The following is a 26,422-nucleotide window of genomic DNA, read 5'->3' on the forward strand; positions in this document are numbered from 1 at the left end:
TCCCGGCTCACGACCTCAAGTCAGCCCGCGACCAAGACGATGACGCCGGGCGGCTGGCCGGACAATGCGGCAGTTCGCTGTTCGACGGGCGCGCCCAAGTTTTTGCCCACCGCGTCGGCGGTGGCGTGCTCGCCGTCGGCGTCGGTGAAGTAGACGGTCGTGGTCGGCACATCGGGTATCGAGAGGTTCCCGACGTCGACGACCTTGAAGCCGGCGGCCTTCAGTTGGTCCGCCGCGTGCCCGGCGACGCCTTCCTTGCCGGAGATGTTGTACACGTGCACGTCGGCCGCATTCGCCGCGGGCTTGGCGCTGGTCGAAGTCGACGACGACGAACTGGCGGCGCTGCTGGTGCTGGAGACCGGCGACGCGGTGTCGTCATCGGAGTTCCCGGACGAGCCCAGGGCCTGCCATCCCAGCAGCAGGAAGATGACGCCGAGGAACAACAGCACCATCACCATGGCCCGCAGGGGAAGTCCCGTGGAGTCGGGGACACGCTCTTTCATCGAGCCCTACTGTAGCGAGTCAGGTCACCTCGAAGCCGAGGCGCCGCGCCGCCCGGGCCTTTTGCCGGCTGGCGCGCAGCCGCCGCAACCGCTTCACCAGCATCGGATCGGCTGCCAGTGCCTCGGGCCGGTCAACCAGGGCGTTGAGCACTTGGTAGTAGCGGGTGGCCGACATCGAGAAGAGCTCTTTGATCGCGTCTTCCTTGACACCGGCGAATTTCCACCACTGGCGTTCGAACGCCAGGATGTCATGCTCGCGGCGGGTCAGGCCGTCGGCGATATCAGACTCGTCCCCCGATTGATTAGCCCGCGCCATGGCGCTGTCCATATCGCTTCCCCTGGACCCTTCCGGCAAATTCCGTGTTGCTCGAATGACTTGACTTATATAGGGGCATGTTTCGGCGAATATTGAAACACGTCGCGAACCCTCAAGCGCTCATCCAGACCCGCGAGTCGGCCGATTGACTTCGATTGCCCGCCGCCGCGCAGGCCGCATCGCCCGCGCGCCTAAGCTAGCCGACCATGGCAGTCGTACCAATTCGCATCGTCGGAGATCCGGTCTTGCACACCCCGACAACGCCGGTGGCCGTCGCCGCCGACGGTTCGCTGCCCGCGGATCTGCCCGCCCTGATCGCCACCATGTACGACACGATGGACGCCGCCCACGGCGTCGGGCTGGCCGCCAACCAGATCGGGCACGGGCTGCGGCTGTTCGTCTATGACTGCGCCGACGACCGCGGCCAGACCCAGCGGCGCCGCGGGGTAGTGATCAACCCGATCCTGGAAACCTCCGAGATCCCCGAGACCATGCCCGACCCTGGCGACGACGACGAGGGTTGCCTGTCGGTTCCGGGCGAGTCGTTCCCCACCGGCCGGGCGAAGTGGGCCCGGGTCACCGGCTTGGACGCCGACGGCAATCCGGTCACCATCGAGGGCAGTGACCTGTTCGCCCGGATGCTGCAGCACGAGACCGGGCACCTCGACGGGTTCCTGTACGTGGACACCCTCATCGGCCGGCATGCCCGCGCGGCGAAACGCGCCGTCAAGTCCCACGGCTGGGGAGTCCCCGGGCTGTCGTGGATGCCGGGCGAGGAACCGGACCCGTTCGGCCACTGATGCTCTCGTGGCCGAACCTCGGCACCCGGGTCACGGTTCGCTACCGGCGGCCCGCCGGATCGGACCCGCCGCTCACCGACGCGGTCGGGCACCTGCTCGCGATCGATCCGATGGTCCGGGTGCGGACCAAGACAGGCGCCGTCGTCGAGTTCGCGCCCGCCGATGTGGTGGCGCTGCGGTCGCTGACCGACGCACCGGTGCGCACCTCGGCGATCCGGGCGCTCGAACACGCGGTCGCCGCGGCCCGGCCCGCGGCCGAACTGACCTGGCTGGACGGCTGGCTGCTGCGCGCCGACCCCGGCCCCGCCCTGTCGGTGAATTCGGCTATCCCACTGGATCTTTCGGCCCGGCTCACGGCGCTGCCCGGGATCGTCGACTGGTACGAGCGCCGCGGGCTGACGCCCCGGCTCGCCGTTCCCGACCGCCTGCTCGCACTGCCGCCGGCCCTGGTGAGCGAACGCACCGAGCGCGTGCTGGTGCGCGACGTTGCCGCCTCCTCGACCCAGGAGCCGCAGGATCCGCCCGCAGGTGCGACGGTCGCCGACGCGCCGGACGGCACTCGGTGGGTGGGACTTTCGGTTCCGAGTGAGGCCCTGTTGGCCTGGGGTGCGCGGTGCGGCGCGACCCGCGCTTACCTGGAAGTCGTCGACGACGACACCGCCGGTGTGAGCCTGGCCGAGTCGCTGGGTTTCCGGCTGCACCATCGTCGCCGCTACGTCACGGCGCGGCCCGGCGGCTGGGATACCGTCTAGCCATGCCCGACGGGAGCTTGCGGCTAGCAACCTGGAATGTGAATTCGATTCGCACCCGCGTGGACCGCGTTGTCGACTGGCTCGCCCGCGGCGACGTCGACGTGCTGGCCATGCAGGAGACCAAGTGCTCCGACAGCCAATTCCCGACCCTGCCGTTTTTCGAGCTGGGCTACGAGGTGGCCCACGTCGGCTTCAATCAGTGGAACGGCGTGGCGATCGCCTCCCGCGTCGGCATCGAGGACGTGCAGATCGGATTCGACGGCCAGCCCAGCTGGAGCAGCAAGCCGGAGGTGGCCGCCACCGCGGAAGCCCGCGCCATCGGGGCCACCTGTGCCGGCGTCCGGGTGTGGAGCCTGTACGTACCCAACGGCCGCACCCTGGCCGATCCGCATTACACCTACAAGCTGGATTGGCTTGCCGCGCTGCGTGATACGGCGTCCGGCTGGCTGCGGGACGACCCCGCCTCACCGATCGCGTTGGTCGGCGACTGGAACATCGCCCCCACCGACGACGACGTGTGGGACACCGAGTTCTTTGCCGGTGCCACGCACGTCTCCGAGCCGGAACGGCGGGCGTTCAACGCGATTGTCGACGCCCAATTCACCGACGTGGTAAGGCCTTTCACGCCGGGGCCGGGCGTCTACACCTACTGGGACTACACCCAGTTGCGGTTCCCCAAGCGGCAGGGCATGCGGATCGACTTCATCCTCGCGTCGCCGGGGCTGGCCGGACGGGTGACCGGCGCGCAGATCGTCCGCGACGAGCGCAAAGGCAAGGCGCCCAGCGATCACGCGCCGGTTTTGGTCGATGTGAGCAAACCGAAAGCGGCTAAATTCCAGGGCGACTCCACGTTGTCTATGCGATTACAACGTGGCAGCATTTTCCCCTGTTAGATGTGTGATCAATTTGCGTCATAGCCGTTAACTTTGCGTTCAACGGGTATACATGTTGACACGCGATTTGCGACGAGCGACGAAGTCCAGGAGTCATCATGAGTGTCGTCGGAGGGGCAATCCGCAACGTGGGGAAGACGGTCAACCGTGCGGCCGACGCAACCACGGCCGCCGCCGGCGCTGTGGGCGGAGCAGCGGTCAACGGGGTCGTCGGCGGGGTCACCGGAGCGGCCGAGGGCATCAAGCGCGGAATCAGTTCGGGCAGCCACTCGACGCCCGCCGCCGCATTGGCGATCGGCGCCCTCGGTGTTGCCGGGCTGGTCGAATGGCCGTTGCTGCTGGCGGTCGGCGGCAGCGCGCTGCTGCTGCGCAGGCTGAGCCAGAAACCCGAACCGCGGGCGAAGGCGAACCTCAAGCCGGTGCCGACCGAGCCCGCCTCGGAAAACTCGGCGAAGAAGTCCGCTCCGCGTAAGACGCCCGCGAAGTCGACGGCCAAGAAGGCCACCGGTCGTCGGGCCGGCACCGCCGAGCTGCGCAGCACCAACTAACCAGGTCCCCGGCGGGGACCTGCGTGTTTTCGGTGGTCAGCCAGCCGCTTGGCGGTAGGCCCGGTGCGGGCGCTGCGGCGATTGGGGCCGCGGACGGTGTGAACCGTGTGCTGACGGGTCCGGACAGACCGGACGCCGCGGACCGGGCGCAACCCGGGCAACCAGGCGCGAGGCGCGGCCGCGGGGCTGGTCGTCGTGCCGGATCTCGACGACCCCCACCCGCCACAGCAGCGCATAAAGTTCGTTTAGGGGCACGCACAGGATGGATACAAACGAGGAAACTATCGGATCGGCCAGGTTATCGGTCGTCGACATAATTCCGACGTTGACGGCATCACCCGGCGCGACGGGAAACCTAAAGTTACTGAAAGGCAAATGATGGCGGAAAAGAAAACTCGCCGAACAACGTCGCAGGCGGACGCCGTAGAGAAGGTCCGCGAGGGCGAAACGTTCATCCTGAACCTGCCGATAGTCGGTCAAACCGAGATTCCGCGCCCCGAACAGCTGGCCTATTACGGCGGCTTGGCGGCCTTGGCCGCCCTCGAACTCATCGATTGGCCCGTCGCGCTGGTCATTGCCGCCGGGCACGTGCTGGCCAGCAATCACCACAACAAGCTCCTCGAGGAGCTTGGCGAGGCGATGGAAGAGATCTAGCGGGCGGGGCGTTGCGGATCGGTCAAGTTTTCGTTATCTGGACAACGGCCGCGCGACCGTCTGGCACGAATGGTCCCTCGTGGGGGTAACGTCGCGTGCGGACCATCCACCAAACGCGGGAGCGCAATCCATATGCGCTGAGAGGACGGCTCGGAGCCGTCGACCGTAAGAACCTGACCGGGTAATGCCGGCGTAGGGAGATGAAAGATGACTGTCACCGTCGAACCATCCGTTACCACCGGACCCATCTGGGGCAGCAGTAAGGCCTACCGCGAAATCGCGGCTCCGGATGGAACCGCCCTGCGGGTGCCGCTGCGCAGGGTGCACCTGACCAACGGCGAGGACTTCGACCTTTACGACACCTCGGGTCCCTACACCGACTCCGATGCGACGATCGACCTCGCGGCCGGCTTGCCGGCGCGCGCCGGGTTGGTCCGCGATCGCGGTACCCAGTTACAGCGGGCCCGCGCCGGCGAGATCAGCGCCGAGATGGCGTTCATCGCCGCCCGCGAGGGCATGCCCGCCGAGCTGGTGCGCGACGAGGTCGCGCGCGGTCGCGCGGTGATCCCTGCCAACCACAACCACCCCGAGATCGAGCCGATGATCATCGGGAAGGCCTTCGCGACCAAGGTGAACGCGAACATCGGCAACTCGGCGGTCACGTCGTCGATCGCCGAGGAGGTCGACAAGATGGTCTGGGCCACCCGCTGGGGCGCCGACACCATCATGGACCTGTCCACTGGCAAGAACATCCACGAGACCCGCGAGTGGATCCTGCGCAACTCGCCGGTGCCGGTCGGCACCGTGCCGATCTACCAGGCGCTGGAAAAAACCAACGGCGACCCGACCGAGCTGACCTGGGAGCTCTACCGCGACACCGTGATCGAGCAGTGTGAGCAGGGCGTGGACTACATGACGGTGCACGCCGGCGTGCTGCTGCGCTACGTGCCGCTGACCGCCAAGCGCGTCACCGGCATCGTGTCCCGCGGCGGGTCGATCATGGCGGCCTGGTGCCTGGCGCACCACCGAGAGTCGTTCCTGTACACCAACTTCGACGAGCTTTGCGAGATCTTCGCCCAGTACGACGTCACCTTCTCGCTCGGCGACGGGCTGCGGCCGGGATCCATCGCCGACGCCAACGACGCCGCGCAGTTCGCCGAATTACGCACCCTGGGCGAACTGACCAAGATCGCGAAATCCCATGGCGTGCAGGTGATGATCGAAGGCCCCGGGCACGTCCCGATGCACAAGATCGTCGAGAACGTGCGGTTGGAAGAGGAGCTGTGCGAGGAGGCCCCGTTCTACACGCTGGGGCCGCTGACCACCGACATCGCCCCGGCCTACGACCACATCACCTCCGCGATCGGCGCGGCCATCATCGCCCAGGCCGGCACCGCGATGCTCTGCTACGTCACCCCGAAGGAACACCTCGGACTGCCGGATCGCAAGGACGTCAAGGACGGGGTGATCGCCTACAAGATCGCCGCCCACGCGGGCGATTTGGCGAAGGGGCACCCGCATGCGCAGGATCGCGACAATGCCTTGTCCACGGCACGTTTCGAGTTCCGCTGGAACGACCAGTTCGCGCTGTCGCTGGATCCGGACACCGCGCGGGAGTACCACGACGAGACGCTGCCCGCCGCACCCGCCAAGGCCGCGCACTTCTGCTCGATGTGCGGGCCGAAGTTCTGCTCGATGCGCATCACGCAGGATGTCCGCGACTACGCCGCCAAGCACGGCCTGGAGACCGAAGAGGACATCGAGGCCATGCTGAACAGCGGCATGGAGGAGAAGTCCCGCGAGTTCGCCGAGCACGGCAACCGGGTGTATCTGCCGATCACGCAGTGAACTATCTGCCGCTGCCCCCGCCGGGCACCACCCCGCGGCGGGTGTTGACCATCGCCGGATCCGACTCCGGCGGCGGCGCGGGCATCGAAGCCGATATGCGCACGATCGCGCTGCTGGGCGTGCACGCGTGCGTCGCGGTCACCGCGGTCACCGTGCAGAACACGTTGGGCGTCAAGGGCTTTCACGAGATCCCCGATGACGTCGTGGCCGGGCAGATCGATGCCGTGGTCACCGACATCGGCGTGCAGGCCGCCAAGACCGGGATGCTGGCCTCGCCGCGCATCATCGACACCGTGGCCAGCACCTGGCGCCGGCTCGGGTTGACGGTCCCGCTCGTCGTCGACCCGGTGGCGGCATCGATGCACGGCGACGCGCTGATGGCACCGGCGGCCCTGGATTCGCTTCGCGGCCAACTGTTCCCATTGGCCACGCTGGTGACGCCGAACCTCGACGAGGTGCGACTGCTGGTCGACATCGAGGTGACCGACGCCGAGTCGCAGCGCGCGGCCGCCAAGGCCCTGCACGCGCGGGGCCCGCGGTGGGTGCTGGTCAAGGGCGGGCACCTGCGCTCGTCGGAACGCAGCTGCGACCTGCTCTACGGCCCCTCTGAAGGCGCCGAATTCCACGAGTTCGACGCCGAACGGATCGACACCGGCAACGACCACGGCGGTGGCGACACCCTGGCCGCCGCGGTCGCGTGCGCCCTGGCACACGGATTCACCGTGCCCGACGCCGTCGGCTTCGCGAAGCGCTGGGTCACCGAATGCCTGCGCGCCGCCTACCCGCTCGGCGGCGGGCACGGCCCCGTCTCCCCGCTATTCCGGTTGGCATGAATCTCGAGGAGATCGCCGGCGTCGCGCACGAGCCCGCGGGCACACCGCAAGGCGTGGTGGTGCTCACGCATGGTGCCGGCGGTGATCGGGATTCCGAACTGCTGCAACGGATTTGCGATGAATGGGCGCGGCGCGGCTGGTTGGCCGTGCGCTACAACCTGCCCTACCGACGGCGTCGGCCGAAAGGCCCGCCGTCCGGCTCGGCCGCCGCCGATCGCGCCGGGATCGCCGGGGCAATCGCCGTGTGCCGCAAGCTCGCCGACGGCCCGCTGATCGCCGGCGGGCATTCATACGGCGGCCGCCAGACATCGATGGCGATCGCCGCCGGCGAAGCCACCGTGGACGTGTTGACGCTGTTCTCCTATCCGGTGCACCCGCCTGGCAAGCCGGAACGCCGCCGCACCGAACACCTGCCCGATATCGCCGTGCCCACCGTGTTCACCCATGGCACCTCGGACCCGTTCGGCACCATCGACGAACTGCGCGAGGCAGTGGCGTTGATCGCGGCACCCACCGAGGTCGTCGAAATCACCGGTGCCCGCCACGACTTGCGCTCGAAGACGTTCGACGTACCCACGCTGGCCGTCGACGCGGCGCTGCGGCTAGCGCGCTGACGCGCTACTGTCCCGGCGCCCCGCAGGTGCTCGGCAGCAGCAGGACCACGGGCCACAACACCGTCGCCTCGCCGAACGCGATTTCCCCGCCCGAGGGCAGCACCGCTTTCCATTGGGCTTCCAGTTCGCTGACCTTGTCAGGGTGCACGACGGTCCAGAAGAATCCAAAGGCGAGGTAGGGCAATGTGAGCCATAGCGTGAACTCGATGAGCGCTTGGACCGACACTGGATGCGCAAGCATTCGCCGGATGAAGGTCATTTTCGAAACGTACCGGTTGAAAAGGGGGTGCGGTACTTGATCACCAAGCTGCGGCAGTTTCTGAACTACGAGATGACAGTGGCCGAGTGGATAGCCCTGGGGGTGCTACTGGGCATTCCGTATGGCATCGCCGGGTTGATTTGGTCGTCGACCCACTCCGACCATCTGCGTGGAATGCACGGCGCAGACCTGGTCGTGTCGTTCCTCGGCTCGATCGTTTCCTGGCCGGTCCTGCTGTTCTCCAACGTGTGCATGACGTAAGCCGCCGATGCCAATTGCCGAACGGGGCCACGACACGACGGTCGCGGCCCCGCGCAAAATCCGGCGCCTGGGCGACAAACTGGCGCCCAGGCCGGCCGAAATAGGTAGAGCGACAGGCGGTTACGCCGCGAACGCGGCCGCAACCGGCTGGTCGACGGTGAGCACCACCGCGGGCGGTGCACTTGAACTCGTCTGCACCTGAGGCTGGTTCACGGCTGCGATGCCCACGATGATCCCGTAGATGATGCCCAGGACGATGGCGATCGCACCGATGATGATGCCGGCGAGCGCCAGGCCGCGGCCGCCCTCCCCGGTCTTCTTGATCTGGTTCAGCGCGATGAAGCCGAAGATCAGCCCCAGGATCGGTCCGATGCCGCACAGCCAGCCCAACAGCGAGGACACCAACGACGCGATGGCCAGGGTGTTGGTTCCGGCGGCCGGTTGCCCGGGCGGCGGGTAACCCGGCCCAGGTGGCGGGTAACCGGGACCTGGCGGCGGGTAGTCACCCGGGGGCGGCGGGGGGTAGTTAGGCGGTTGGGTAGTCACCCGGGGGCGGCGGGGGGTAGTTAGGCGGTTGCTCGTCAAGGAAGCCTCCTCGTCAGGGGTCAAGTCGCCCACACTCTACGCTGCGGCTGGGGGCTTGTCGCCCAATAAAATCTCGGCTCACACGGGGTAGCGGGAGTAGCACGCGTCCATGTTGCCGGCCACCCCGCCGCGGAACGCCGAGATGCGGGTGAAGCCGGCCGGCACGCTGGTGCCGTCGGCGTCGCTGGCAACCATGCGGTTGGTGAGCAGGCCCGCAACGGCCTCGTCGAGGTCGCCTGCGGTCAGCAATAGCTCGTTGTGCGAGGGCGTGTCGATCGGTTCGGCCATCTTGCGGTGCACCACACCGGTCAGGCACGCGGTTCGCAGCGCCGTCCACGGGCTCTGCATCGGCAGGCCGCGCTCGTGCTGCACCGCCAGCGCGTATCTCGACATCACGATCGACAGTGCGGTGTCGTCGCCCTGCGGCAGTGTGTGTTCGCTCTCGCTGGACACCTTGCCCATCGCCGCCAGCCCGGGCAGGTCCACCACGATGGTGTTGGTGCTCGGGCAGTAGGACGCCGGCGGGCTGGGTTTCGCGTCGGGGCAATTGGCCTGCTTGTAGGAAATTGTCGGCGCACTCTTGGGCGAGAACACCTTTCCCAACAACTCCATCAGCGTGGACAGGGTGTCCTCGTTGATCGTGACCTCACCGGTCTCCTGGTCGCCGTTGGTGTCGACCTGCAGCGCGGTCGGTAGGTCGCCGCGGCGTTGCGTGATCTCCTGCTTGTTGATCCTCGCGCAGGCCGAGGCACCCGTGATGAAACCCATTTGGAAGGCGCCGATCCGGTCCAGCGCCGTCCCATGCTCGTCGTCGTTCTGGGTATCGGCGTCCAGCACCGGGTCGCGGGTGGTGATGATCCCGGCCAACACGTGATCGAGCCCGTCGGCGGTGCTCAACGTGAAGCGCGGGGACTTGCCGGAGGCGACCCAGTACAGATAGACGCCGGCGAAGCAATCGGCCTGCTGCTCACGGACGATCGTCGGATCCGATCTGGTCACCAGCTTGGACATCTGCTGCAACGCGTGCCCGAACTCGTGTGCCAACACGCCCGTGACGGACATGTCGCCGAAATAGCGTTCCGCGATGGGCATGAAAACGCCGCGATCCCAGGCGATCAAGTTGCAGCGCCCGGTGAAGAAGGCGTTGACGAGCTTATAGGTCTGTTCGCGGCAAACAATCGGACTGCTCCGGTCGTTGGAGTCGTAGGACACCAGCTTGCTGACCGGGACGAAGGATCCCTTCAGCGATTGGCTGTAGACGGATTTCCAGTAATCCTGAATGTCGTTTACCGAAAGCAATGCCAGCTTGTCGATTTGCCCGTTGTCGGTGTTGACCACCGTGCCGTTCGGCGCCGGCGCGTTCGAACGGATGCCGCTGGGACCGTTGGTCGCAGGTAGATCAGCCACCCGGAACGGGTCGTTGAGCATCGACAGCGCGTGGCCCTGGGTGACCGTGCTGCAGCCCGCGACAATGAGTACCGCCGTTGCGCAGACGACGGCCGCCTGCAAGCGTCGGGCGCGCCCTCGGTTCTTCATGGCCAACCTCATCCCGACTAGGTCCGAAGCTTTCAGGCGTAGCAAAAATGCGAATCCAGCAAACCATATAAACCCGAAACGGGTCTACCAGTTTGAGATGCGGCGAACTCGCCGCTAGGGCAACCGAGCCCGGTGCCGCTTGTCGTGTGGCACGACGCCGTTGACCCCGCCGATCGACTGGGCGTAGCTGCCCACCGCAAAGGCCACGCCGGAACCCATGACCGCCAAGACGTCCCGGTTGATGTTGTCGATCGTGTCGCGGGGGGTCTGGAAATTCGGGTCGAACGGTGCGCCGGCCGTCCCGCCCCACAGCCGAGCCTGCACAGTGCTTTTCGACTGCCCGGCCCCGGTCGTCATGCCCCCGACCGGGATTCCCGCGACCATGAACGGGTGGTAGTCGGCCCGGGTGCTCAACGGCATATCGGCGGGCCGCTTTCCGGCGAGGTACAGGTAACCGGCCAGCACGCGCTCGATGCCCGCCGACCCCTCGGGCACATCGGAGGCGGCCACTCCCTGTCCCGGCGGGCCGGATTGGTCGCCGTCATCGGTGAAGAAGCCGGCGTTGGGCGAGGCGAGCATGGTGAAGTCGAGATACATTGCGATGTCGTTGAGCTGGTCGCGATCCAGGCCGAAGACGTAGTCCATCACGCCGTTGAGGCCATTCTCCTCGGCTCCCCAGAACATGAACCGCACCGCGTTGTTCACCGGCGTTAAGGGCCCCAGCTGCAGCGCCGTTTCCAGCACCGCGGCCACCCCGGATCCGTTGTCGTTGATGCCCGGGCTGTTCCGCGGGCTGTCGAGATGCGCGCCGACCACGATCATGTCGTCGGGTGAGCCAGTCCTGGTTTGTGCCACCACATTTCGCGATGTGATCTTGAAGTTCTCGGCATCGAGCACCAGGCGTACCGGCGTGGTGGCCTGGGCCAGTGCGTGGCCGCCGCTGTCGTCGAGCACGGCGACCGGCACGGTCAGCTGCTTGAAATAGCCGGGGCTGAACAACGTCGGCGCGGCCGCCTGCTCGTTGGGCGCGGTGATCACGATCAGCGCCACCGCCCCTTTGGCCACCGCGGTGTTCTGCTTGTCCACCACCGAGCAACCGACGTCGTTGACGAAGGCGACCGAACCCGGTGGGATCGTTGCCGGGTAATCGCTGACCGCACAGCCGGTCGGCTGAATCGGGCGGACCGGCTGCCCGGTCAGGCCGTTGGGAGGTGTCCGGACCAACAGCGAGGCCTGGTCCACCCGATAATTGTGACCGGAGATCGTCACCGTCGGCTTACCCGGCGAAACCGGGTATACCCGGTCGAACTCCGGCGTCGACACGTCGAAACCCCTGTCGCGCAACGCCTTCGCCACATACTCGACGCTCGCGTCGTAGCCCGGTGTGCCGTCGGCCCGAGTTCCCTTGTTGGCGTTGGCGATGTCCTGCAGCGCGCGCAGGTGGGACATCATCCGCTCCGCGGTCACCTTCGGCGCCAATTCCCGGGCCAGATCCGGAGCGGCCGCGGGCGGGGCCGGCCGCGGCGACGAGCATCCCGCCACGAGGCCCACGGCGAGCAGCAGCGCTGCACCCGGCCGGCGGATCATGGTCGCGACGGCAGGTGGCGGACGCGATCGGCCATGACGGGGACCCCGTCGTGGCCGCCGAGATCCTGCGCATAGAGCGCCACCGCGTAGGCGACCCCGGCGCCCTGGATGCCCAGCGAGGTGCGGTCGATGTGGTCGAGGGTGTCGGCCTTTTGGTGGTAGTTGGGGTCGAACGGCGCGCCGGCTGTCCCGCCCCACAGCTTGGCCTGGTCATCGGACATCTTGGCCTCCGCGCCGGAGAACAGGCCGCCCGAAGGGATGCCCGCGCGGGTGAACCCGTCATAGTCGGAGCGGCCGTCGAAGGAGGTGTCCTGCGCCGTCTTTCCCGCCGATTTCAGGTAAGCGACGAATGTCCGCTCGATGCCGGCCGAGCCTTCCGGCACCACCGGAGTGCCCCGGGCGTCCGCCGGCAGTGATTGGTCGCCGTCATAGGTGAAGTAGCCCGGGTTCGGCGACGCGAGCATGTCGAAATTCAGGTACAGCGCAATGTTTTTCAGGCTTTCCAGGTTCAGTGACTCGACGTAGCTGCGCGACCCGATCAGGCCGAGCTCCTCGGCCCCCCAGAACCCGAACCGCACCGCGTTGTGCACGGGCGGTGAATTGCCCAGCTGCACCGCGGTTTCCAGGATCGCGGCCACCCCGGAGCCGTCGTCGTTGATGCCCGGCCCCTCCGGCACGCTGTCCAGGTGGGCGCCCGCCATCACCACGTCGGTGGGCGAGCCGGTCTTGGTCTGCGCGATGACGTTGCGCGCTTTGAAGCTCTTGCTGCTGGCGTTCAGCGTGATGGCGGCCGGCCCGGGCCGGGCGTGCAGCTGCATCCCGACCGACCGGGTCACACCGACCACCGGGATCTTCACGGTGGTGTCGACTCCCAGCGTGCCGCCCATCTCTTGCTCGTCGACGTTGTCGGCCACGATCATCGCCACGGCGCCGCGTTGGGCCGCGGCATCTTCCTTCTGCGCGAACGGGCAGCTGCCGCGGTCCACCAGGACGACCGCGCCCTGCACCGGCGCCTTGTCGTAATCGGTGGGTGCGCAGCCCGGGCTGTCGGTGCCCAGCGCGGCCACCAGCGACCCGCTCACGCCGCCGGGCCCGGTGCCCAGGCTGAATTCGAGCGCGCGCGCCTCCACCGCCTGGCCGGCAACGGAGACCACCGGCTTGTCGGCATGAAACACCCGCGCCGAGAACTCAGGCGTCTGCACATCAAATCCCTTGCCGCGCAAGGTATTCGCAACGTAGTCGACGGTAGCTTCGTAGCCGGGCGTGCCCACCGCCCGGGTGCCGTTGTTGGCGTTGGCGATGTCCTGGAGCTTCGACAGATGCGCCATCATCGCGTCCGTCGTGACCTTGTCATGCAGCGTGGTGGCGAACTCGGCCGCGGCGGGATCGCCGGTCGTCTGCTGCGAACCGGCCGACCGGTGCGAACAGCCGGTCGTCATCGCAGCGAGGGCAACCACGGCCACCAGCGCCGAGAGCGTCCATGATTTGTTCACCATCCCGCCCAACGTTAGACCGCGGGCCGCCGATCAGGCGTCATCCACCCGCAACTCAGACATACAGCCAGTTGAAGGGTGCGACCGGGATGTTGCGCACCACAAACCACGCCACCACCAAGCACAGGGCCACCATCGGAGACCAACGCCAGTGCTGCCAGCTCCGGATGCGCCGGCCCTTCACACGGCCGTAGGTCCATGCCAGGTGTGCCCACACCAACAGCACCACCGCCGCCAGCCCCAGGGCGTTAAATCGGGCGGCCGCCAACACGTTGCCGTGCATGAGCGAATACAGCATTCGCAGGCTGCCGCACCCGGGGCAGTCGATGCCCAGCAGCGCCTTGGTGGGGCAGACCGGCAACGGGCCGTGCGGGGTGGTCGGATCGGCGACCCAGATCGCGGCGCACGCGAGCGTCGCCGACGCCGCCACTACCAGTGGGGCGCCGAGGCCGGGCCGAGCAAGCGCCGGGCGGGTCGCCATAGGGCAATCCTAGTTAGAAAGTCCTCGCGAGCATCGCCGCATTCGCGTTGTCGGCGTTCAGCACCAACACCACGAGCAGAATTCCGTAGACGACGACGCCGACGACCCAGAGGATGACCGACCAACGCACCCATTTCTTGGCGCTGGCGATGGCCGCCTGCGCCTCGGGGTAGCGGCCCTGTGCCCACAATCCGTTAACTGAGGCCGCCTTGACAATCGCGACGATCCCGGTGATGGGGAAGCAGAACACAGTCGCCAGAATCGACCAAACCAGGTAGTTGTCGGGCGGTTGCGTGCCCGGCTGCTGGTGCGGGTACCCGGGCGGGGGCGGCTGTGCGGTCATCGATTCTCCACTCAACTGAAGTTTGCTGGCGACGAGCGGAGCCTACAGTACCCCAGCGCTGGTTGCGCGCCATGGTGTGCGCGAGATCCGGCCAGATCGCCTGGCAGTGTTGGCTTTTCAGCACCCAGGGAGACAGTATCCAGCGGAATGTGTTGTATAGCGCGGAGTTAGCCCTCCGGTGGCACGCCGACGGCTGAGATTTCGCACTATATTTTCGGTGCCCAGCGGAAATACAATCGCGAATGTCCGATAACCCGCACGGGAAGCCCTAAGGAGTTTCCGATGTCCCATCTCACCAACGCGCTGCGCGCCGGGGCGGCAGCAGCACTCATGAGCAGTATCGCCTGTGCGGGAACGGCCACCGCGACCGCAGACGCCAACGACACGCTTGCCAGCGCACTGTCGAAGGGCTACACCAGCAGCAACTGCAAGGCCCAGCAGCCGTCCGATGTGCAGAGCTCGTTCAACGCCACCGTGATCGCGGTGCTGCAGTGCGGGCAGAACTCCGACTCCAGCGGTCCGATGGGCGGCAAGTACTTCCTGTTCGGCAATAGCGCCGACACCGCCAGCTCGTTCACCAAGCTGATCAGCGGCGACACCCTGGCCAATTGCGGGACCGCTTCGTCGCCCACCACGTGGCACCAGGGCAGCAACAGTGACTCGGCCGGACAGGTCGCGTGCGGGACGGATTCGGGTCAGGCCGAGGTCTTGTGGACCGTCGACGCCAAGAACGTATTGGCGTTCGTCCGCGCGTCCAACGGCGACACGGCGTCGCTGTACAAGTGGTGGCAGGCCAACGGCTGATCCGTCACAGCTGAGCTGAAACCAGCTCGGCGACGGCCCGCATCCCCGCCGCGTTGGGGTGCAGCGGGGCGGGCCGGCCGGGAAGCGGCACAACGTATTTGGCCGGCGTAGTGGTCCAAGGCTGATCCGACCACGCGTGGTGATCGCGGCTGGCCGCCGCGGCACCGACGATTTCGCAGCCCGTTGCCGCGGCGGCCTCGGCCGTGAGCCGCTCCAGGGCGGCGGCCACGTGGCGACCCAGGTCGGCGTCAGCTTGCGAAAGTGAAGGGGCCGCAACGCCTTCGGGTGGCAGCATGGTCAGGTAGTCGACGAAGAAGATGCGCGCATGCGGGGCGCGCCTGCGCAGTTCAGCACCGACAGCGCACAGCGAATCGAACACCTCGGCCAGAGCCCGGTCGCGCGCCCCGGCATCCAGCAATTCGGCAATGCGCCCGCCGAGCAGCGGCAGGCGACGCGCGGCGCGCGGCACCGCGGCCGCCATCAGCAGCGGCACGTAGCCGACGTCGTTACCGCCGATCGTCACCGTGACCAAGGCTTCCGAACCGTCCAGCGTCGTGAGTTGTGGTGGCGCACTGCGCTGTCGGTCGGTGAGCAGGTGCGCGGTCCTCGCCCCGGAGAAGGTGACGTCAGTGAGCTCAAGACCTTCGCGTTCGGCGATCAGGTGCGCGTAGTTACGCGCCGATCGGCCGGACCAACGCGGCGCGCCCTCGGCGCGTGGCTGGATACCGGGGCCGGCGGCCATCGAACTGCCCAGCGCGACATAGCGTTTCATCGCTCAGGGCTGGAGGCCTGGGCCCAGAACCGCTTGGGGATCCGCCCCGCCCGGCGCGCCAGGTGGCCGGCCGTCACGGCGGCGGCCATCGCCGCGGCCATCACCGGCGGATCGGAGGCCCGCGTCACCGCCGTGGCCAACAGCACGGCGTCGCAACCCAGCTCCATCGCCAGTGCCGCGTCGCTGGCCGTACCGATGCCGGCGTCCAGCACCACGGGCACACCCGCCCGGGCGACGATCATCTCGATGTTGTGCGGGTTGGTGATGCCCAGGCCGGTACCGATCGGCGAGCCCAGCGGCATCACCGCCGCACATCCGGTGTCCTCCAGGCGGCGGGCCAGCGCCGGGTCGTCGTTGGTGTACGGCAGCACGACGAAGCCGTCATCGACCAATTGCTCGGCGGCCCTGACCAATTCGACCGCGTCGGGCAGCAGCGTGCGCTCGTCGGCGATCACTTCGAGCTTGACCCAGTTGGTGTTCAGCGCCTCGCGGGCCAGCTGCGCGGTGAGCACCGCCTCGGCCGCGCCGCGGCATCCCGCGGTGTTGGGCAGCGGCGTGATGCCCAACCGGTTGAGCAGGTCCAGCAATCCGGTGCCACCCTCGGCGTCGACGCGGCGCATCGCGACGGTGGTCAACTCGGTGCCCGAGGCGATTAGCGCCTCTTCCAGCACGGCCAGGTTGGCCGCTCCCCCGGTGCCCATGATCAGCCGCGACTCGAAGCTGCGGTCCGCGATCGTCAACTTGTCAGCCACCTTGCACCGCCGTCACTACCTCGAGTCGCGCACCATCGAAAAGTTCTGTGGCCCAGCGTGATCGCGGGAGCACCGCGTCGTCCATCGCCACCGCGACGCCGCGGTCCGGGAAGCCGAGCGAATCGAGCAGCGCGGCAACGGTGGTGTTCGTGTCGACGTCGACCTTCTGCTCGTTGACCACGACGATCATCAGTGCGCTCCTACCGGGGCCAGTTCGGAAACGATCTGTTCTGCCGTCCACGGCGCCAGCAGGAAACCCGACCTGCCGTGGCCGGCGGCGACGAGGGTGCGTTGGTCCAGGCGGTGCACGAGGGGCAGATTATCGGGTGTCATCGGGCGCAGCCCGGCGGCGCACTCGGCCAGCTCATACTCGCCCAGCGCGGGCAGCACCGCGCAGGCATCGTCGAGCAGGTCGCGCACGCCCGACACCACCGGCGCGATGTCGCGGCCGTGCTCGTACTGTGTCGCGCCCACGACCACCCCGTCGGCGCGCGGCACCAGGTAAACCTGCCTGCCGTGCACCCGGGCGCGGATCACCTTGTCCAGCAACGGCATACAGCCCTTTCGCCAGCGCAGCCGCAGCACTTCGCCCTTGATCGGGCGGATCGGCAGGCCGGGCCACAACGCCGGCGCGTCAAGGCCGTTGGCGATCACCACGGTGTCGGCGTCGACGCTCGCCAGGTCGCTGACCGGTCCGGCCCACCGGACTCCGAGACGCTCACAGTCGGCCGAGAGCGCGCCGAGCAGGGCGCGGTTGTCCACCGCGAGTTCGGTGGGCGCCCGGAACCCGTGCCGAATGCCTTGTGCCAGCAGCGGTTCGACGTCACGCGCGGCCGACTCCCAGCTCACCGGGTGGCCCTGCTGCGACAGCCAGTCCGCGACGGTCCGCAGGTCCGCCACGTCGGCGCGGTCGACGGCCACCACCAGCGACTCGCGAGCGGTGATCAGCCCGGGCGGCAACCCGTCCAGGTAGCCGCCCTCGCGCCACAGCCGCAGCGATTCCAGGCCGACTCGCAGCAGCCGTTCCTCACCGGGCCAGCCCTCGCTGTGCGGCGCCAGCATGCCGCCCGCGACCCACGAGGCACCGTGCTCGCCGGTGCGGTGCACCCGCACCGACCATCCGGCCTGCGCCGCGCGGCGCGCCACTGACAACCCGATGACACCGCCGCCGATGACAGCCAGCAGCCCCACAGGTGGTTCTGGCGGCATCCCGGTCATTCGTGGGCCTCCCTTCGCCGGCATGATCCGGATCAGGTGTGACGGTAAGGGCAGGTCCAGTCGCGCTGGCTGTGCCCACTCTCAGCCCCGCTTCCCGGGACTCCCGTGTTCGTCGGCTTCTACGCTAGCGCGCTAGCGTCGCGGTGTGCACCCACTCCTGCCTCGTCTGGCCGAAGCAAGGCTGTATCTGTGCACCGACGCCCGTCGGGAGCGCGGTGACCTGGCGCGGTTCGCCGACGCCGCACTGGCCGGCGGGGTGGACATCATCCAGCTGCGCGACAAGGGTTCGGCCGGCGAGCAGGAGTTCGGGCCGCTGGAAGCGCGCGACGAGCTGGCGGCCTGCGAGATGTTGGCCGAGGCGGCCCGCCGGCACGGCGCGCTGTTCGCGGTCAACGACCGGGCCGACATCGCCCGCGTGGCCGGCGCCGACGTGCTGCACCTGGGCCAGGGCGACCTGCCGGTGGACCTCGCGCGCGACATCGCCGGGCCCGACACGCTGATCGGCCTGTCCACGCACGACGCGCAGCAGCTTGTCGAGGCTAGTTCCCCGGGGCTGGGCAGCCCTGACTACTTCTGCGTCGGCCCCTGCTGGCCCACCCCGACCAAGCCGGGCCGATCGGCCCCGGGCCTGGGGCTGGTGCGCGATGCCGCCGCGCTCGCGACCGACAAACCGTGGTTCGCCATCGGCGGCATCGACGCGCAGCGACTGCCCGAGGTGCTCGACGCCGGGGCCCGGCGCATCGTCGTGGTGCGCGCGATCACCGCGGCCGAAGACCCGACGGCGGCGGCCCAACGGCTCAGATCAGCGCTTGCAGCACCGAATTGATGTGCGGGCTGAGCGGCGCCTGATCCACGTCGCCCGGCATGCACCAGACGAAGACCCCGGTCTCGAGCTCCAGCGTGCGCGGCAGGCGCTGACGCCGTTCGTCGGCGTCGCCCAGCGGAATCAGGGCCGGTGCGGTGCGCAGCCGCTCCCAGCTCGCGGCGAACCCGGGATGCAGCGGCAGGTCGGCCACCTCGTCCTCGCCGACCCAGCGCAGTTCGGCGCTCTCACGGTTGGGGACGGTGTGGAGTAACTCGTCGGCGTCAGCGACAACGGTGGTGTAGGTCCAGTGCGTGTCGCCGGCTCCGGCCAACTGGGACGTGACAACCGCGGCGCGCACCGTCAGCAGCTCGGCGAGCAGGCCGGCCTCTTCGCGCGCCTCCCGGACCGCCGTCTCCTCGGCCGTCTCGTGGCTGTCCCTGGCGCCGCCGGGCAGGCCCCAGGTGCCGCCCTGGTGGCTCCACACCGCGCGGTGTTGCAGCAGTACCGCGGGGGTTCCGTCGGGTCGCGGGGCCCGCAGCAGCAGACCCGCCGCGCCGAATCGACCCCAATAATGGGCGCCGCTGTCGGATATCACCCACCCGTCACCGTCGCCATGCACGAGATCAGGATATGCAGGCGTTCGGCGAAATTGGGTCCGCCTCCCCCCATCCGGCCGAACATCCTCTTAGAATTCGCTTATAGAGTTGTTGCAGCGAACTCCTGGGGCCGAAAGCTGAGGTCTGAACACACGTGACGGTTGAGCTGGCGCACCCGTCGACCGAGCCACAGGGGTCGAGGTCGCCGGTCGAACCGGCCCATCCCCGCTGGTGGTTCATCTCCACGACGCCCGGCCGCATCCTGACCATCGGCATCGTCCTGGCGGCGCTGGGCGTGTCCAGCGCGTTTGCCACCTCGACCACCATCAACCACCGGCAGCAGGTGCTGACCACGGTGCTCAACCACACCGAGCCGCTGGCCTTCGCCGCCGGACGGCTCTACACGACGCTGTCGGTGGCCGACGCCGCGGCCGCGACCGCGTTCATCGCCCAGGCCGAGCCGCGGCCGGTGCGGCTGCGCTACGAACAGGCGATCACCGACGCCTCGGTGGCGGTGGCCCGCGCGTCCAGCGGCCTCACCGACGAACCGTTGGTGCAGTTGCTCGGCAAGATCAACGCCGAGTTGGCCGTCTATACGGGTCTGATCGAGATCGCGCGCACCAACAACCGGGAGGGCAATCCGGTCGGCTCGTCGTATCTGTCGGAGGCCTCGGGGCTGATGCAGTCGACGATCCTGCCCGACGCGGCCCAGCTCTACCAGGCGACGTCGGAGCGCGTGGACTCGGAGACCACAGCGTCGACCCACTTCCCCGCGCCGGTGATCCTCGTCGTAGCGGGCACAGTGATCTTCGGCGCGTTCTCGCATCGCTGGCTGGCCCGGCGTACCCGGCGCCGAATCAATCCCGGCCTGGTCGTGGGCGCGCTCGGTATCCTCGTCATGGTGGTCTGGGTGGGAACTGCGCTGACGATCTCCACGACCGCGAGCCGGAGCGCGAAGGACACCGCGGCCGAGTCGCTCAGGACCGTGACCAACGTCGCGATCACCGCCCAGCAGGCGCGAGCCGACGAAACGCTGTCATTGATCCGGCGCGGCGACGAAGAGATCCGCAAGCAGTCGTTCTATCAGCGCATCGACGCCATGCACCAGCAGATCGACCAGTACATGGCGCGCCCGGACGCCGTCGACAAGCCCGACCTGCAGGGCGCCGACCAGCTGCTGGTCCGGTGGCGGCAGGCCAACGACCGCATCAACTCCTACATTTCGGTCGGTAACTACCGGTCCGCCACCCAGGTCGCGCTGGGCAGCGCCGAAGACGACTCCACGCCCGCGTTCGACAAGCTCGAGGACGCGCTGGGCAAGGCCATGACCCAAAGCCGCGCGCACCTGCGCAACGACGTCATCAACGCGCGCAGCGGGCTGTCCGGCGCGCAGGTCGGCGGCGTGGTGCTGAGCCTGGGTGCCGCGATCGCGGTCGCGCTCGGTCTGTGGCCGCGGCTGAAAGAGTATCGATAATGCCGCGCCTGCCACGGGTCCGGCGGGCCGGCTCCCGCATCGGGGCGCTGGCCGCGGCGATCGTGCTGGCGGGGTGCGGGCACACCGAATCGCTGACGACGGCCAGCGTGCCGACGCTGCCGCCGCCCACACCGGTCGGCATGAGCCAGATGCCGCCGGAACCCGCGCTGCCGCCCGACGATTCCGCCGACAATTGCAACGCGACCGCCAGCCTGCGCCCGTTCGGCAATAAAGCGGACGCCGACGCCGCGGTGGCCGACATCCGGGCCCGGGGCAGGCTGATCGTCGGGCTCGACATCGGCAGCAACCTGTTCAGCTTCCGCGACCCGATCACCGGCGAGATCACCGGCTTCGACGTCGACATCGCCGGCGAGATCGCGCGCGACATCTTCGGCGCCCCATCGCATGTCGAGTACCGGATCCTGTCGAGCGACGAGCGCATCACCGCGCTGCAGAAGTCCGAGGTCGACGTCGTCGTCAAAACCATGACCATCACCTGCGAACGGCGCAAGCTGGTCAATTTCTCCACCGTCTACCTCGACGCCAACCAGCGCATCCTGGCCCCGCGTGACTCGACGATCGCCAAGGTGAACGACCTGTCCGGCAAGCGGGTCTGCGTGGCGCGGGGCACCACGTCGCTGCACCGGATCCGGCAGATCAATCCGCCACCGGTCGTCGTGTCGGTGGTCAACTGGGCCGACTGCCTGGTGGCGATGCAGCAGCGCGAGATCGACGCCGTGTCCACCGACGACTCGATCCTGGCCGGACTGGTCGAAGAGGACCCGTATCTGCACATCGTCGGCCCGAACATGGCCACCCAGCCCTACGGCATCGGGATCAGCCTCGACAACCTGGGACTGGTCCGGTTCGTCAACGGCACCCTCGAGCGGATCCGCCGCGACGGCACCTGGAACACGTTGTACCGCAAGTGGTTAACGGTTCTCGGCCCGGCACCCATGCCGCCCATACCGAGGTACGTGGACTGATGGCCGACGGGGAAAAAGACGTGGAAAGCCAAGCGGCGCAGCCGGATACGGAAGCCGAACCGAACCCGGGCACCCAACCGCCGGACACGGCCACGGGTGCGAACACCGGGCGGCTGAACGCCACGCAGGCGCTGTTCCGGCCGGACTTCGACGATGACGACGACGACCTGCCGCACATCGCGCTCGGCGCGCTGGACACCGAAGCGCAAGACCGGATGACGGTGGCGACGCGGGTGCTGCCACCGACCAGACAGCTCGGCGGCGGCCTGGTCGAGATTCCCCGGGCCCGCGACATCGATCCACTCGAAGCCCTGATGACCAACCCGGTGGTGCCGGAGTCCAAGCGGTTCTGCTGGAACTGCGGTAAGCCGGTGGGCCGGTCCAAGGGCGAGGGCAAGGGCTCCTCGGAGGGCACCTGCCCGTTCTGCGCGAGCCCGTATTCATTTCTGCCGCAACTGACTCCAGGCAACATCGTCGCGGGGCAGTACGAAGTCAAGGGCTGCATCGCACACGGCGGGCTGGGCTGGGTCTACCTCGCGGTCGACCACAACGTCAACGATCGTCCGGTGGTGCTCAAGGGCCTGGTGCATTCCGGTGACGCCGAGGCCCAGGCGATCGCGATGGCCGAACGGCAGTTCCTCGCCGAGGTGGTCCACCCGCAGATCGTGCAGATCTTCAACTTCGTCGAGCACACCGACCGGCACGGCGACCCGGTCGGCTACATCGTCATGGAGTACATCGGCGGCCAGTCCCTCAAGGGCGGGCTGAAGAAGAAGGACGAGAAGCTACCGGTCGCCGAGGCCATCGCCTACCTGCTGGAAATCCTTCCCGCACTGAGCTATTTGCATTCCATCGGCTTGGTCTACAACGACCTCAAGCCGGAGAACATCATGCTCACCGAGGAGCTGTTGAAGCTGATCGACCTGGGCGCGGTGTCGCGGGTCAATTCGTTCGGCTACCTCTACGGCACTCCCGGCTTCCAGGCACCCGAGATCGTTCGCACCGGCCCGACGATCGCCACCGACATCTACACCGTGGGGCGCACGCTGGCCGCGCTCACCCTCAACCTGCGCACCCGCAACGGCCGGTACGCGGACGGCCTGCCCGAAGACGACCCGGTGCTGAGCACCTACGACTCGTTCGGCAGGCTGCTGCGCCGTGCCACCGACCCCGACCCGCGGCGCCGGTTCGGCTCGGCCGAGGAGATGTCGGCACAGCTGATGGGCGTGCTGCGCGAGGTCGTCGCCCAGGACTCCGGCGTCGCACGCCCTGGCCTGTCAACGGTTTTCAGCCCCAGCCGCTCCACCTTCGGGGTGGACCTGCTGGTTGCGCACACCGACGTGTACCTGGACGGCCAGGTGCACTCGGAGAGGCTGACCGCCCGCGAAATCGTGACCGCCCTGCCGGTTCCGCTGGTCGATCCGAGCGACGTCGCCGCCCCGGTGTTGCAGGCAACCGTGCTCTCGCAGCCGGTGCAGACGCTGGACTCGTTGCGCGCAGCCCGGCACGGCACCCTCGAGGCGGAGGGCGTCGACGTGTCGGAGTCGATCGAGCTGCCCCTGATGGAAGTCCGCGCCCTGCTGGATTTGGGCGACGTCGCCAAGGCCACCCGCAAGCTCGACGACCTGGCCGAGCGCGTCGGCTGGCGCTGGCGGCTGGTCTGGTATCGAGCTGTCGCGGAGCTGTTGACCGGCGACTACGACTCGGCCATGAAGCATTTCACCGAGGTGCTCGACACCTTCCCCGGCGAGTTGGGCCCGAAGCTGGCGCTGGCCGCCACCGGCGAACTGGCCGGCAATACCGATGTGCACAAGTTCTATCAGACGGTGTGGCGCACCAACGACGGCGTGATCTCGGCGGCTTTCGGCCTGGCCAGATCCCTTTCCGCCGAAGGTGTTCGAACCGATGCGGTACGCACCCTCGACGAAGTTCCGCCCACCTCAAGGCATTTCACCACCGCGCGGTTGACCAGTGCGGTGACGCTGCTGTCCGGCCGGTCGACGAACGAGGTCACCGAGGAGCAGATCCGTGACGCCGCCCGGCGTGTCGAGGCGCTGCCGGCGACCGAACCGCGCGTGCTGCAGATCCGCGCGCTGGTGCTGGGCGGGGCGATGGACTGGCTCGACGGCAACGAGGCCAGCACCAACCACATCCTCGGTTTCCCGTTCACCGAGCACGGCCTGCGGCTGGGCGTCGAGGCGTCGCTGCGCAGCCTGGCGCGTGTCGCGCCCACGCAGCGACACCGCTACACCCTGGTCGACATGGCCAACGCCGTGCGGCCCACCAGCACCTTCTAGTTTCTTCTGGCGTCGCGCCTCCCGTCGCGTGTGCGCCCAGGGCGCCCGTTGAGTGTGCACCCAGGGCGGCGACACGCCCGACGGACCGCGCCCCACGCGCACACTCAAATACGCTGTTGCACAGTCGAAGCCGCGAGCGCAGCGCGCACACGGCGTAGCACTGACGCGGGGCTGTCCTCGGCGACGACCCGGACGACGGTCCAGCCCATCTGCTCGAGGGTCTCCATCCGAAGGATGTCTTTGACGTACTGGCGTCGATCGCTGCGATGATGGTCGCCGTCGTATTCGACCGCGACCATGCGGTCCTCCCAACCGAGGTCCAGGTAGGCGACCGGCATTCCGTCGGCGCCGACCACCGGGATCTGGGTCTGCGGCCGGGGCAGACCCGCATCGATGAGCAGCAGCCGCAGGTAGCTCTCCCGCGGCGACTGCGCCCCGGCGTCGACGAGCTCCAGCGCGGTTTCCAGGCTGCGCAGTCCCGGCGAGCGCGGATGATTCTCCGCGACGCGCAGCACGTCGTCGATTTTGAAACCCGTTGCGCGCGCGAGCGCGTCGAGCCTGGCAACCGCCGAATGCACGGCACCGCGCCGGCCGATGTCGAACGCCGTTCGCTCGGGTGTGGTGACCGGGTATCCGCCCAGTTGCTGGGTCTCACCGTCGCCCAGCACACCGCGCCGTGTCAGCACGCCGTGCGGCGCACGGGGATTCGCGTGTACCAGCTCGACCGGGACGCCGTCGGGAATCCACTGCGCGCCGTGCAGCGCCGCGGCCGCCGCACCGGAGATGACCGCGCGGCGGCCGGACCAGAGCCAGGCCGCGACGGTGCGCAGCTCCAGGGACGGCTCGATATGCTCTGGCAGGTACACATTGGGCAACACCGCGCGGTAACGCGTCCGTAGTTGATGGCGGTTCAGCTTCCCGCTTTTCAGTGCCTCGCTGCCGATGAACGGGTATTCGACGTCTGCCATGTCGCGACACTCCCACGTTCGCGCCGCGCGCGATTTCGTCCATCCACAGGCCGTATGCAGCGACGCAAGAAATACGCAAGAAAGCTCAGCCAATTTTCAGCTGGACGCCGCACAGTTAACGCATGCCTGGGCAGTCCAGCCGATGGGTAGCCACGGCCCGCGTGCTGCGCCGGGCCGGATTCGGCGTGACCGGGCCCGAGGTCGACGCGGCCCTCGGCCGGGACTGGCCCTCGTACGTCGACGCCATGCTGGGCGCAGATCCCGACGCCGACCCGGGCGCCAAGGCCACCCCGATGCCCTCGTTCGCGACGCCTCGCGCACCGGGCAAGGGCGCCACGCCGGCCGCCCGCAAGGAATACAACCAGGGCCTGTCCGAGCAGCAGCGCGTGCTGTCCGACTGGTGGCTGCAGCGCATGGCGGTAGTGCAGAACCCGATCCACGAGAAGCTGACGCTGTTGTGGCACAACCACTTCGCCACGTCGGCGCAGAAGGTCCGGGCCGCCGCGCGGATGGCCGCGCAGAACCAGAAGCTGCGCACCGGGTCGCTGGGCGATTTCGGCGCGCTCGCGTACACCATGCTGACCGATGCGGCGATGTTGCGCTGGCTGGACGGCCAGAGCAATACGGCCAAGGCGCCCAACGAGAATCTCGCCCGGGAATTCATGGAGCTGTTCGCGCTCGGTCACGGCAACGGATACACCGAGGACGACGTGCGCGCCGGCGCCCGCGCCCTGACGGGTTGGGTGATCGATCCCGACGGCCGAACGTCGCTGCTACCCAAGCGCCACGACGCCGGGCCCAAGACCCTGTTCGGCCGGAGCCGCAACTTCGACGCGGCCGGATTCTGCGATGCCGTGCTGGCCCAACCCAAGTCGGCGGGCTATGTCGCCGGGCGGCTGTGGCAGCAGCTGGCCTCCGACGAACCGCCCCAGCCCCAGACGCTGGACCGGCTGGTCTCCGCGTACGGCCCGGGCCGCAACCTGCGCGCACTCACCGCGGCCATCCTCACCGACGACGACTTCACCGGCGCCCGGGCCGCTGTCGTCAACACGCCGATCGAGTGGCTCGTCGGCGTGCTCCGGGCCCTGCGGGTGCCGCTCGACCAGCCCGCGAACGTGAAGCTGGCCGACACGACGCTGCGGGCGCTGGGCCAGCGCCCGTTCTACCCGCCCAGCGTCGGCGGATGGCCGCACGGCCAGGTGTGGCTGTCCACGGCCAGCGCCGAGGCCCGGCTGCGCGCCGCCAGCCGGCTCGCCCACCTGGCCGACCTGTCCGGCATCGAGGGCGCCGCGCCGGGCGAGCGCATGGACGCGGTCGGCTATGCGATCGGCGTCGGGGCGTGGTCGGACCGGACCGTCGACGCGCTCGAACCCCTGGTGCGCAACCCGCCGCAGTTGGTGGCCGCCGCCGTCAACACACCCGAATACCTGACGTCCTAGGCAGA

At 68.3% G+C, this 26,422-nt stretch carries 30 protein-coding genes, 1 pseudogene and 1 riboswitch; of the genes and pseudogenes, 15 read left to right on the forward strand and 16 right to left on the reverse strand.

The window, feature by feature from the left end:
* Positions 1 to 20: 20 nt before the first annotated feature.
* Positions 21 to 503, reverse strand: coding sequence for a LytR C-terminal domain-containing protein (locus MRAB57_RS04715; protein ID WP_077086527.1), 483 nt, complete (start codon positions 501 to 503; stop codon positions 21 to 23).
* Positions 504 to 522: 19 nt separating this feature from the next.
* Positions 523 to 831, reverse strand: coding sequence for a nucleoid-associated protein NapA (napA, locus tag MRAB57_RS04720; RefSeq protein WP_077086528.1), 309 nt, complete (start codon positions 829 to 831; stop codon positions 523 to 525).
* A gap of 194 nt (positions 832 to 1,025) precedes the next feature.
* Here napA and MRAB57_RS04725 point away from each other — a divergent pair, with 194 nt between their 5' ends.
* The 4 genes and pseudogenes from MRAB57_RS04725 (at position 1,026) to MRAB57_RS04740 (ending at position 3,812) form a co-directional block, all read left to right on the forward strand.
* Positions 1,026 to 1,619 (forward strand): peptide deformylase, encoded by a 594-nt coding sequence (locus MRAB57_RS04725; RefSeq protein WP_077086529.1) that lies wholly within the window; start codon positions 1,026 to 1,028, stop codon positions 1,617 to 1,619.
* Entirely contained in the window at positions 1,619 to 2,371 is a 753-nt protein-coding gene (locus tag MRAB57_RS04730; protein ID WP_077086530.1) for a GNAT family N-acetyltransferase, cg3035/Rv0428c family, read from the forward strand. The genes MRAB57_RS04725 and MRAB57_RS04730 overlap by 1 nt, the downstream gene beginning before the upstream one ends.
* Positions 2,372 to 2,388: 17 nt before the next feature.
* Positions 2,389 to 3,189, forward strand: a pseudogene (locus MRAB57_RS04735) (exodeoxyribonuclease III); the annotation flags it as partial.
* A 173-nt stretch (positions 3,190 to 3,362) separates the two neighbouring features.
* Positions 3,363 to 3,812 (forward strand): hypothetical protein, encoded by a 450-nt coding sequence (locus MRAB57_RS04740; RefSeq protein ID WP_077086531.1) that lies wholly within the window; start codon positions 3,363 to 3,365, stop codon positions 3,810 to 3,812.
* Between the two features lie 36 nt (positions 3,813 to 3,848).
* Here the strand turns inward: MRAB57_RS04740 and MRAB57_RS29045 are convergent, their stop codons facing one another.
* Entirely contained in the window at positions 3,849 to 4,127 is a 279-nt protein-coding gene (locus MRAB57_RS29045) for an Rv1535 domain-containing protein (RefSeq protein WP_077086532.1), read from the reverse strand.
* A 63-nt stretch (positions 4,128 to 4,190) separates the two neighbouring features.
* Between MRAB57_RS29045 and MRAB57_RS04750 the strand changes: the two genes are divergently transcribed.
* The 4 genes from MRAB57_RS04750 (at position 4,191) to MRAB57_RS04765 (ending at position 7,761) form a co-directional block, all read left to right on the forward strand.
* Positions 4,191 to 4,466, forward strand: a complete 276-nt coding sequence (locus MRAB57_RS04750; RefSeq protein ID WP_108638050.1) for a hypothetical protein — start codon at positions 4,191 to 4,193, stop codon at positions 4,464 to 4,466.
* A 105-nt stretch (positions 4,467 to 4,571) separates the two neighbouring features.
* A riboswitch (TPP riboswitch) is annotated at positions 4,572 to 4,682 on the forward strand.
* On the forward strand, positions 4,674 to 6,314 hold the full coding sequence (gene thiC, locus MRAB57_RS04755; RefSeq protein ID WP_077086534.1) for a phosphomethylpyrimidine synthase ThiC: 1,641 nt from the start codon (positions 4,674 to 4,676) through the stop codon (positions 6,312 to 6,314). (Overlaps the previous riboswitch by 9 nt.)
* Positions 6,311 to 7,147, forward strand: coding sequence for a bifunctional hydroxymethylpyrimidine kinase/phosphomethylpyrimidine kinase (gene thiD / locus MRAB57_RS04760; protein WP_077086535.1), 837 nt, complete (start codon positions 6,311 to 6,313; stop codon positions 7,145 to 7,147). The genes thiC and thiD overlap by 4 nt, the downstream gene beginning before the upstream one ends.
* On the forward strand, positions 7,144 to 7,761 hold the full coding sequence (locus MRAB57_RS04765; protein ID WP_077086536.1) for an alpha/beta hydrolase family protein: 618 nt from the start codon (positions 7,144 to 7,146) through the stop codon (positions 7,759 to 7,761). Before thiD ends, MRAB57_RS04765 begins: the two co-directional genes overlap by 4 nt.
* A 4-nt stretch (positions 7,762 to 7,765) precedes the next feature.
* Here the strand turns inward: MRAB57_RS04765 and MRAB57_RS04770 are convergent, their stop codons facing one another.
* Positions 7,766 to 8,020: a hypothetical protein gene (locus tag MRAB57_RS04770; RefSeq protein ID WP_077086537.1), complete on the reverse strand. Its 255-nt coding sequence runs from the start codon at positions 8,018 to 8,020 to the stop codon at positions 7,766 to 7,768.
* 72 nt (positions 8,021 to 8,092) lie between these two features.
* Between MRAB57_RS04770 and MRAB57_RS04775 the strand changes: the two genes are divergently transcribed.
* Positions 8,093 to 8,281, forward strand: coding sequence for a hypothetical protein (locus MRAB57_RS04775; RefSeq protein ID WP_425436805.1), 189 nt, complete (start codon positions 8,093 to 8,095; stop codon positions 8,279 to 8,281).
* A 120-nt stretch (positions 8,282 to 8,401) separates the two neighbouring features.
* Here the strand turns inward: MRAB57_RS04775 and MRAB57_RS04780 are convergent, their stop codons facing one another.
* The 6 genes from MRAB57_RS04780 to MRAB57_RS04805 form a co-directional block, all read right to left on the reverse strand.
* Positions 8,402 to 8,866 carry a DUF4190 domain-containing protein gene (locus MRAB57_RS04780; protein ID WP_245835829.1) on the reverse strand — a complete coding sequence of 155 codons (465 nt, stop codon included), beginning with the start codon at positions 8,864 to 8,866 and terminating at the stop codon, positions 8,402 to 8,404.
* Positions 8,867 to 8,944: 78 nt separating this feature from the next.
* Positions 8,945 to 10,402 carry a neutral zinc metallopeptidase gene (locus tag MRAB57_RS04785; protein ID WP_077086539.1) on the reverse strand — a complete coding sequence of 486 codons (1,458 nt, stop codon included), beginning with the start codon at positions 10,400 to 10,402 and terminating at the stop codon, positions 8,945 to 8,947.
* Between the two features lie 114 nt (positions 10,403 to 10,516).
* A complete protein-coding gene (locus tag MRAB57_RS04790; RefSeq protein ID WP_077086540.1) occupies positions 10,517 to 11,989 on the reverse strand; it encodes a M28 family peptidase in 1,473 nt (490 codons plus the stop codon).
* On the reverse strand, positions 11,986 to 13,485 hold the full coding sequence (locus MRAB57_RS04795) for a M28 family metallopeptidase (RefSeq protein ID WP_077086541.1): 1,500 nt from the start codon (positions 13,483 to 13,485) through the stop codon (positions 11,986 to 11,988). The genes MRAB57_RS04790 and MRAB57_RS04795 overlap by 4 nt, the downstream gene beginning before the upstream one ends.
* Before the next feature lie 52 nt (positions 13,486 to 13,537).
* On the reverse strand, positions 13,538 to 13,963 hold the full coding sequence (locus MRAB57_RS04800) for a DUF2752 domain-containing protein (protein ID WP_077086542.1): 426 nt from the start codon (positions 13,961 to 13,963) through the stop codon (positions 13,538 to 13,540).
* Positions 13,964 to 13,976: 13 nt separating this feature from the next.
* Positions 13,977 to 14,306, reverse strand: a complete 330-nt coding sequence (locus tag MRAB57_RS04805; RefSeq protein WP_077086543.1) for a CD225/dispanin family protein — start codon at positions 14,304 to 14,306, stop codon at positions 13,977 to 13,979.
* Positions 14,307 to 14,588: 282 nt separating this feature from the next.
* Between MRAB57_RS04805 and MRAB57_RS04810 the strand changes: the two genes are divergently transcribed.
* A complete protein-coding gene (locus MRAB57_RS04810) occupies positions 14,589 to 15,110 on the forward strand; it encodes a hypothetical protein (protein WP_077086544.1) in 522 nt (173 codons plus the stop codon).
* 4 nt (positions 15,111 to 15,114) lie between these two features.
* On the opposite strand, the gene MRAB57_RS04815 is transcribed toward MRAB57_RS04810, so the two are convergent.
* Genes MRAB57_RS04815 through thiO form a run of 4 tightly spaced genes read right to left on the reverse strand, consistent with a single transcriptional unit; the run spans position 15,115 to position 17,843 of the window.
* Positions 15,115 to 15,882 carry an SGNH/GDSL hydrolase family protein gene (locus MRAB57_RS04815; RefSeq protein WP_077086545.1) on the reverse strand — a complete coding sequence of 256 codons (768 nt, stop codon included), beginning with the start codon at positions 15,880 to 15,882 and terminating at the stop codon, positions 15,115 to 15,117.
* Entirely contained in the window at positions 15,879 to 16,634 is a 756-nt protein-coding gene (gene thiG, locus MRAB57_RS04820; protein ID WP_077086546.1) for a thiazole synthase, read from the reverse strand. Before thiG ends, MRAB57_RS04815 begins: the two co-directional genes overlap by 4 nt.
* Positions 16,627 to 16,824 (reverse strand): sulfur carrier protein ThiS, encoded by a 198-nt coding sequence (gene thiS / locus MRAB57_RS04825; protein ID WP_077086547.1) that lies wholly within the window; start codon positions 16,822 to 16,824, stop codon positions 16,627 to 16,629. The genes thiG and thiS overlap by 8 nt, the downstream gene beginning before the upstream one ends.
* Positions 16,824 to 17,843 (reverse strand): glycine oxidase ThiO, encoded by a 1,020-nt coding sequence (gene thiO / locus MRAB57_RS04830; protein ID WP_077090394.1) that lies wholly within the window; start codon positions 17,841 to 17,843, stop codon positions 16,824 to 16,826. Before thiO ends, thiS begins: the two co-directional genes overlap by 1 nt.
* Before the next feature lie 166 nt (positions 17,844 to 18,009).
* Here thiO and thiE point away from each other — a divergent pair, with 166 nt between their 5' ends.
* Complete coding sequence (thiE, locus tag MRAB57_RS04835) at positions 18,010 to 18,678, forward strand: thiamine phosphate synthase (RefSeq protein ID WP_108638051.1); 669 nt, start codon at positions 18,010 to 18,012, stop codon at positions 18,676 to 18,678.
* Here the strand turns inward: thiE and MRAB57_RS04840 are convergent.
* On the reverse strand, positions 18,650 to 19,276 hold the full coding sequence (locus MRAB57_RS04840; protein ID WP_077086549.1) for an NUDIX hydrolase: 627 nt from the start codon (positions 19,274 to 19,276) through the stop codon (positions 18,650 to 18,652). The two genes, thiE and MRAB57_RS04840, sit on opposite strands and share 29 nt — an antisense overlap.
* A gap of 131 nt (positions 19,277 to 19,407) precedes the next feature.
* On the opposite strand from MRAB57_RS04840, the gene glnX reads away from it, so the two are divergent.
* Genes glnX through MRAB57_RS04855 form a run of 3 tightly spaced genes read left to right on the forward strand, consistent with a single transcriptional unit; the run spans position 19,408 to position 24,010 of the window.
* Entirely contained in the window at positions 19,408 to 20,727 is a 1,320-nt protein-coding gene (gene glnX / locus MRAB57_RS04845; RefSeq protein WP_077086550.1) for a protein kinase G-activating protein GlnX, read from the forward strand.
* On the forward strand, positions 20,727 to 21,713 hold the full coding sequence (locus MRAB57_RS04850) for a glutamate ABC transporter substrate-binding protein (protein ID WP_077086551.1): 987 nt from the start codon (positions 20,727 to 20,729) through the stop codon (positions 21,711 to 21,713). The genes glnX and MRAB57_RS04850 overlap by 1 nt, the downstream gene beginning before the upstream one ends.
* On the forward strand, positions 21,713 to 24,010 hold the full coding sequence (locus MRAB57_RS04855; RefSeq protein ID WP_077086552.1) for a serine/threonine-protein kinase PknG: 2,298 nt from the start codon (positions 21,713 to 21,715) through the stop codon (positions 24,008 to 24,010). The genes MRAB57_RS04850 and MRAB57_RS04855 overlap by 1 nt, the downstream gene beginning before the upstream one ends.
* A 104-nt stretch (positions 24,011 to 24,114) precedes the next feature.
* Here the strand turns inward: MRAB57_RS04855 and MRAB57_RS04860 are convergent, their stop codons facing one another.
* Positions 24,115 to 24,978 carry a hypothetical protein gene (locus MRAB57_RS04860; RefSeq protein ID WP_077086553.1) on the reverse strand — a complete coding sequence of 288 codons (864 nt, stop codon included), beginning with the start codon at positions 24,976 to 24,978 and terminating at the stop codon, positions 24,115 to 24,117.
* Between the two features lie 122 nt (positions 24,979 to 25,100).
* On the opposite strand from MRAB57_RS04860, the gene MRAB57_RS04865 reads away from it, so the two are divergent.
* Positions 25,101 to 26,417: a DUF1800 domain-containing protein gene (locus tag MRAB57_RS04865; protein WP_077086554.1), complete on the forward strand. Its 1,317-nt coding sequence runs from the start codon at positions 25,101 to 25,103 to the stop codon at positions 26,415 to 26,417.
* Positions 26,418 to 26,422: the final 5 nt, after the last annotated feature.

This window comes from Mycobacterium rhizamassiliense (assembly GCF_900157375.1).
In the GTDB taxonomy this organism is placed as follows: Bacteria; Actinomycetota; Actinomycetes; order Mycobacteriales; family Mycobacteriaceae; genus Mycobacterium; species Mycobacterium rhizamassiliense.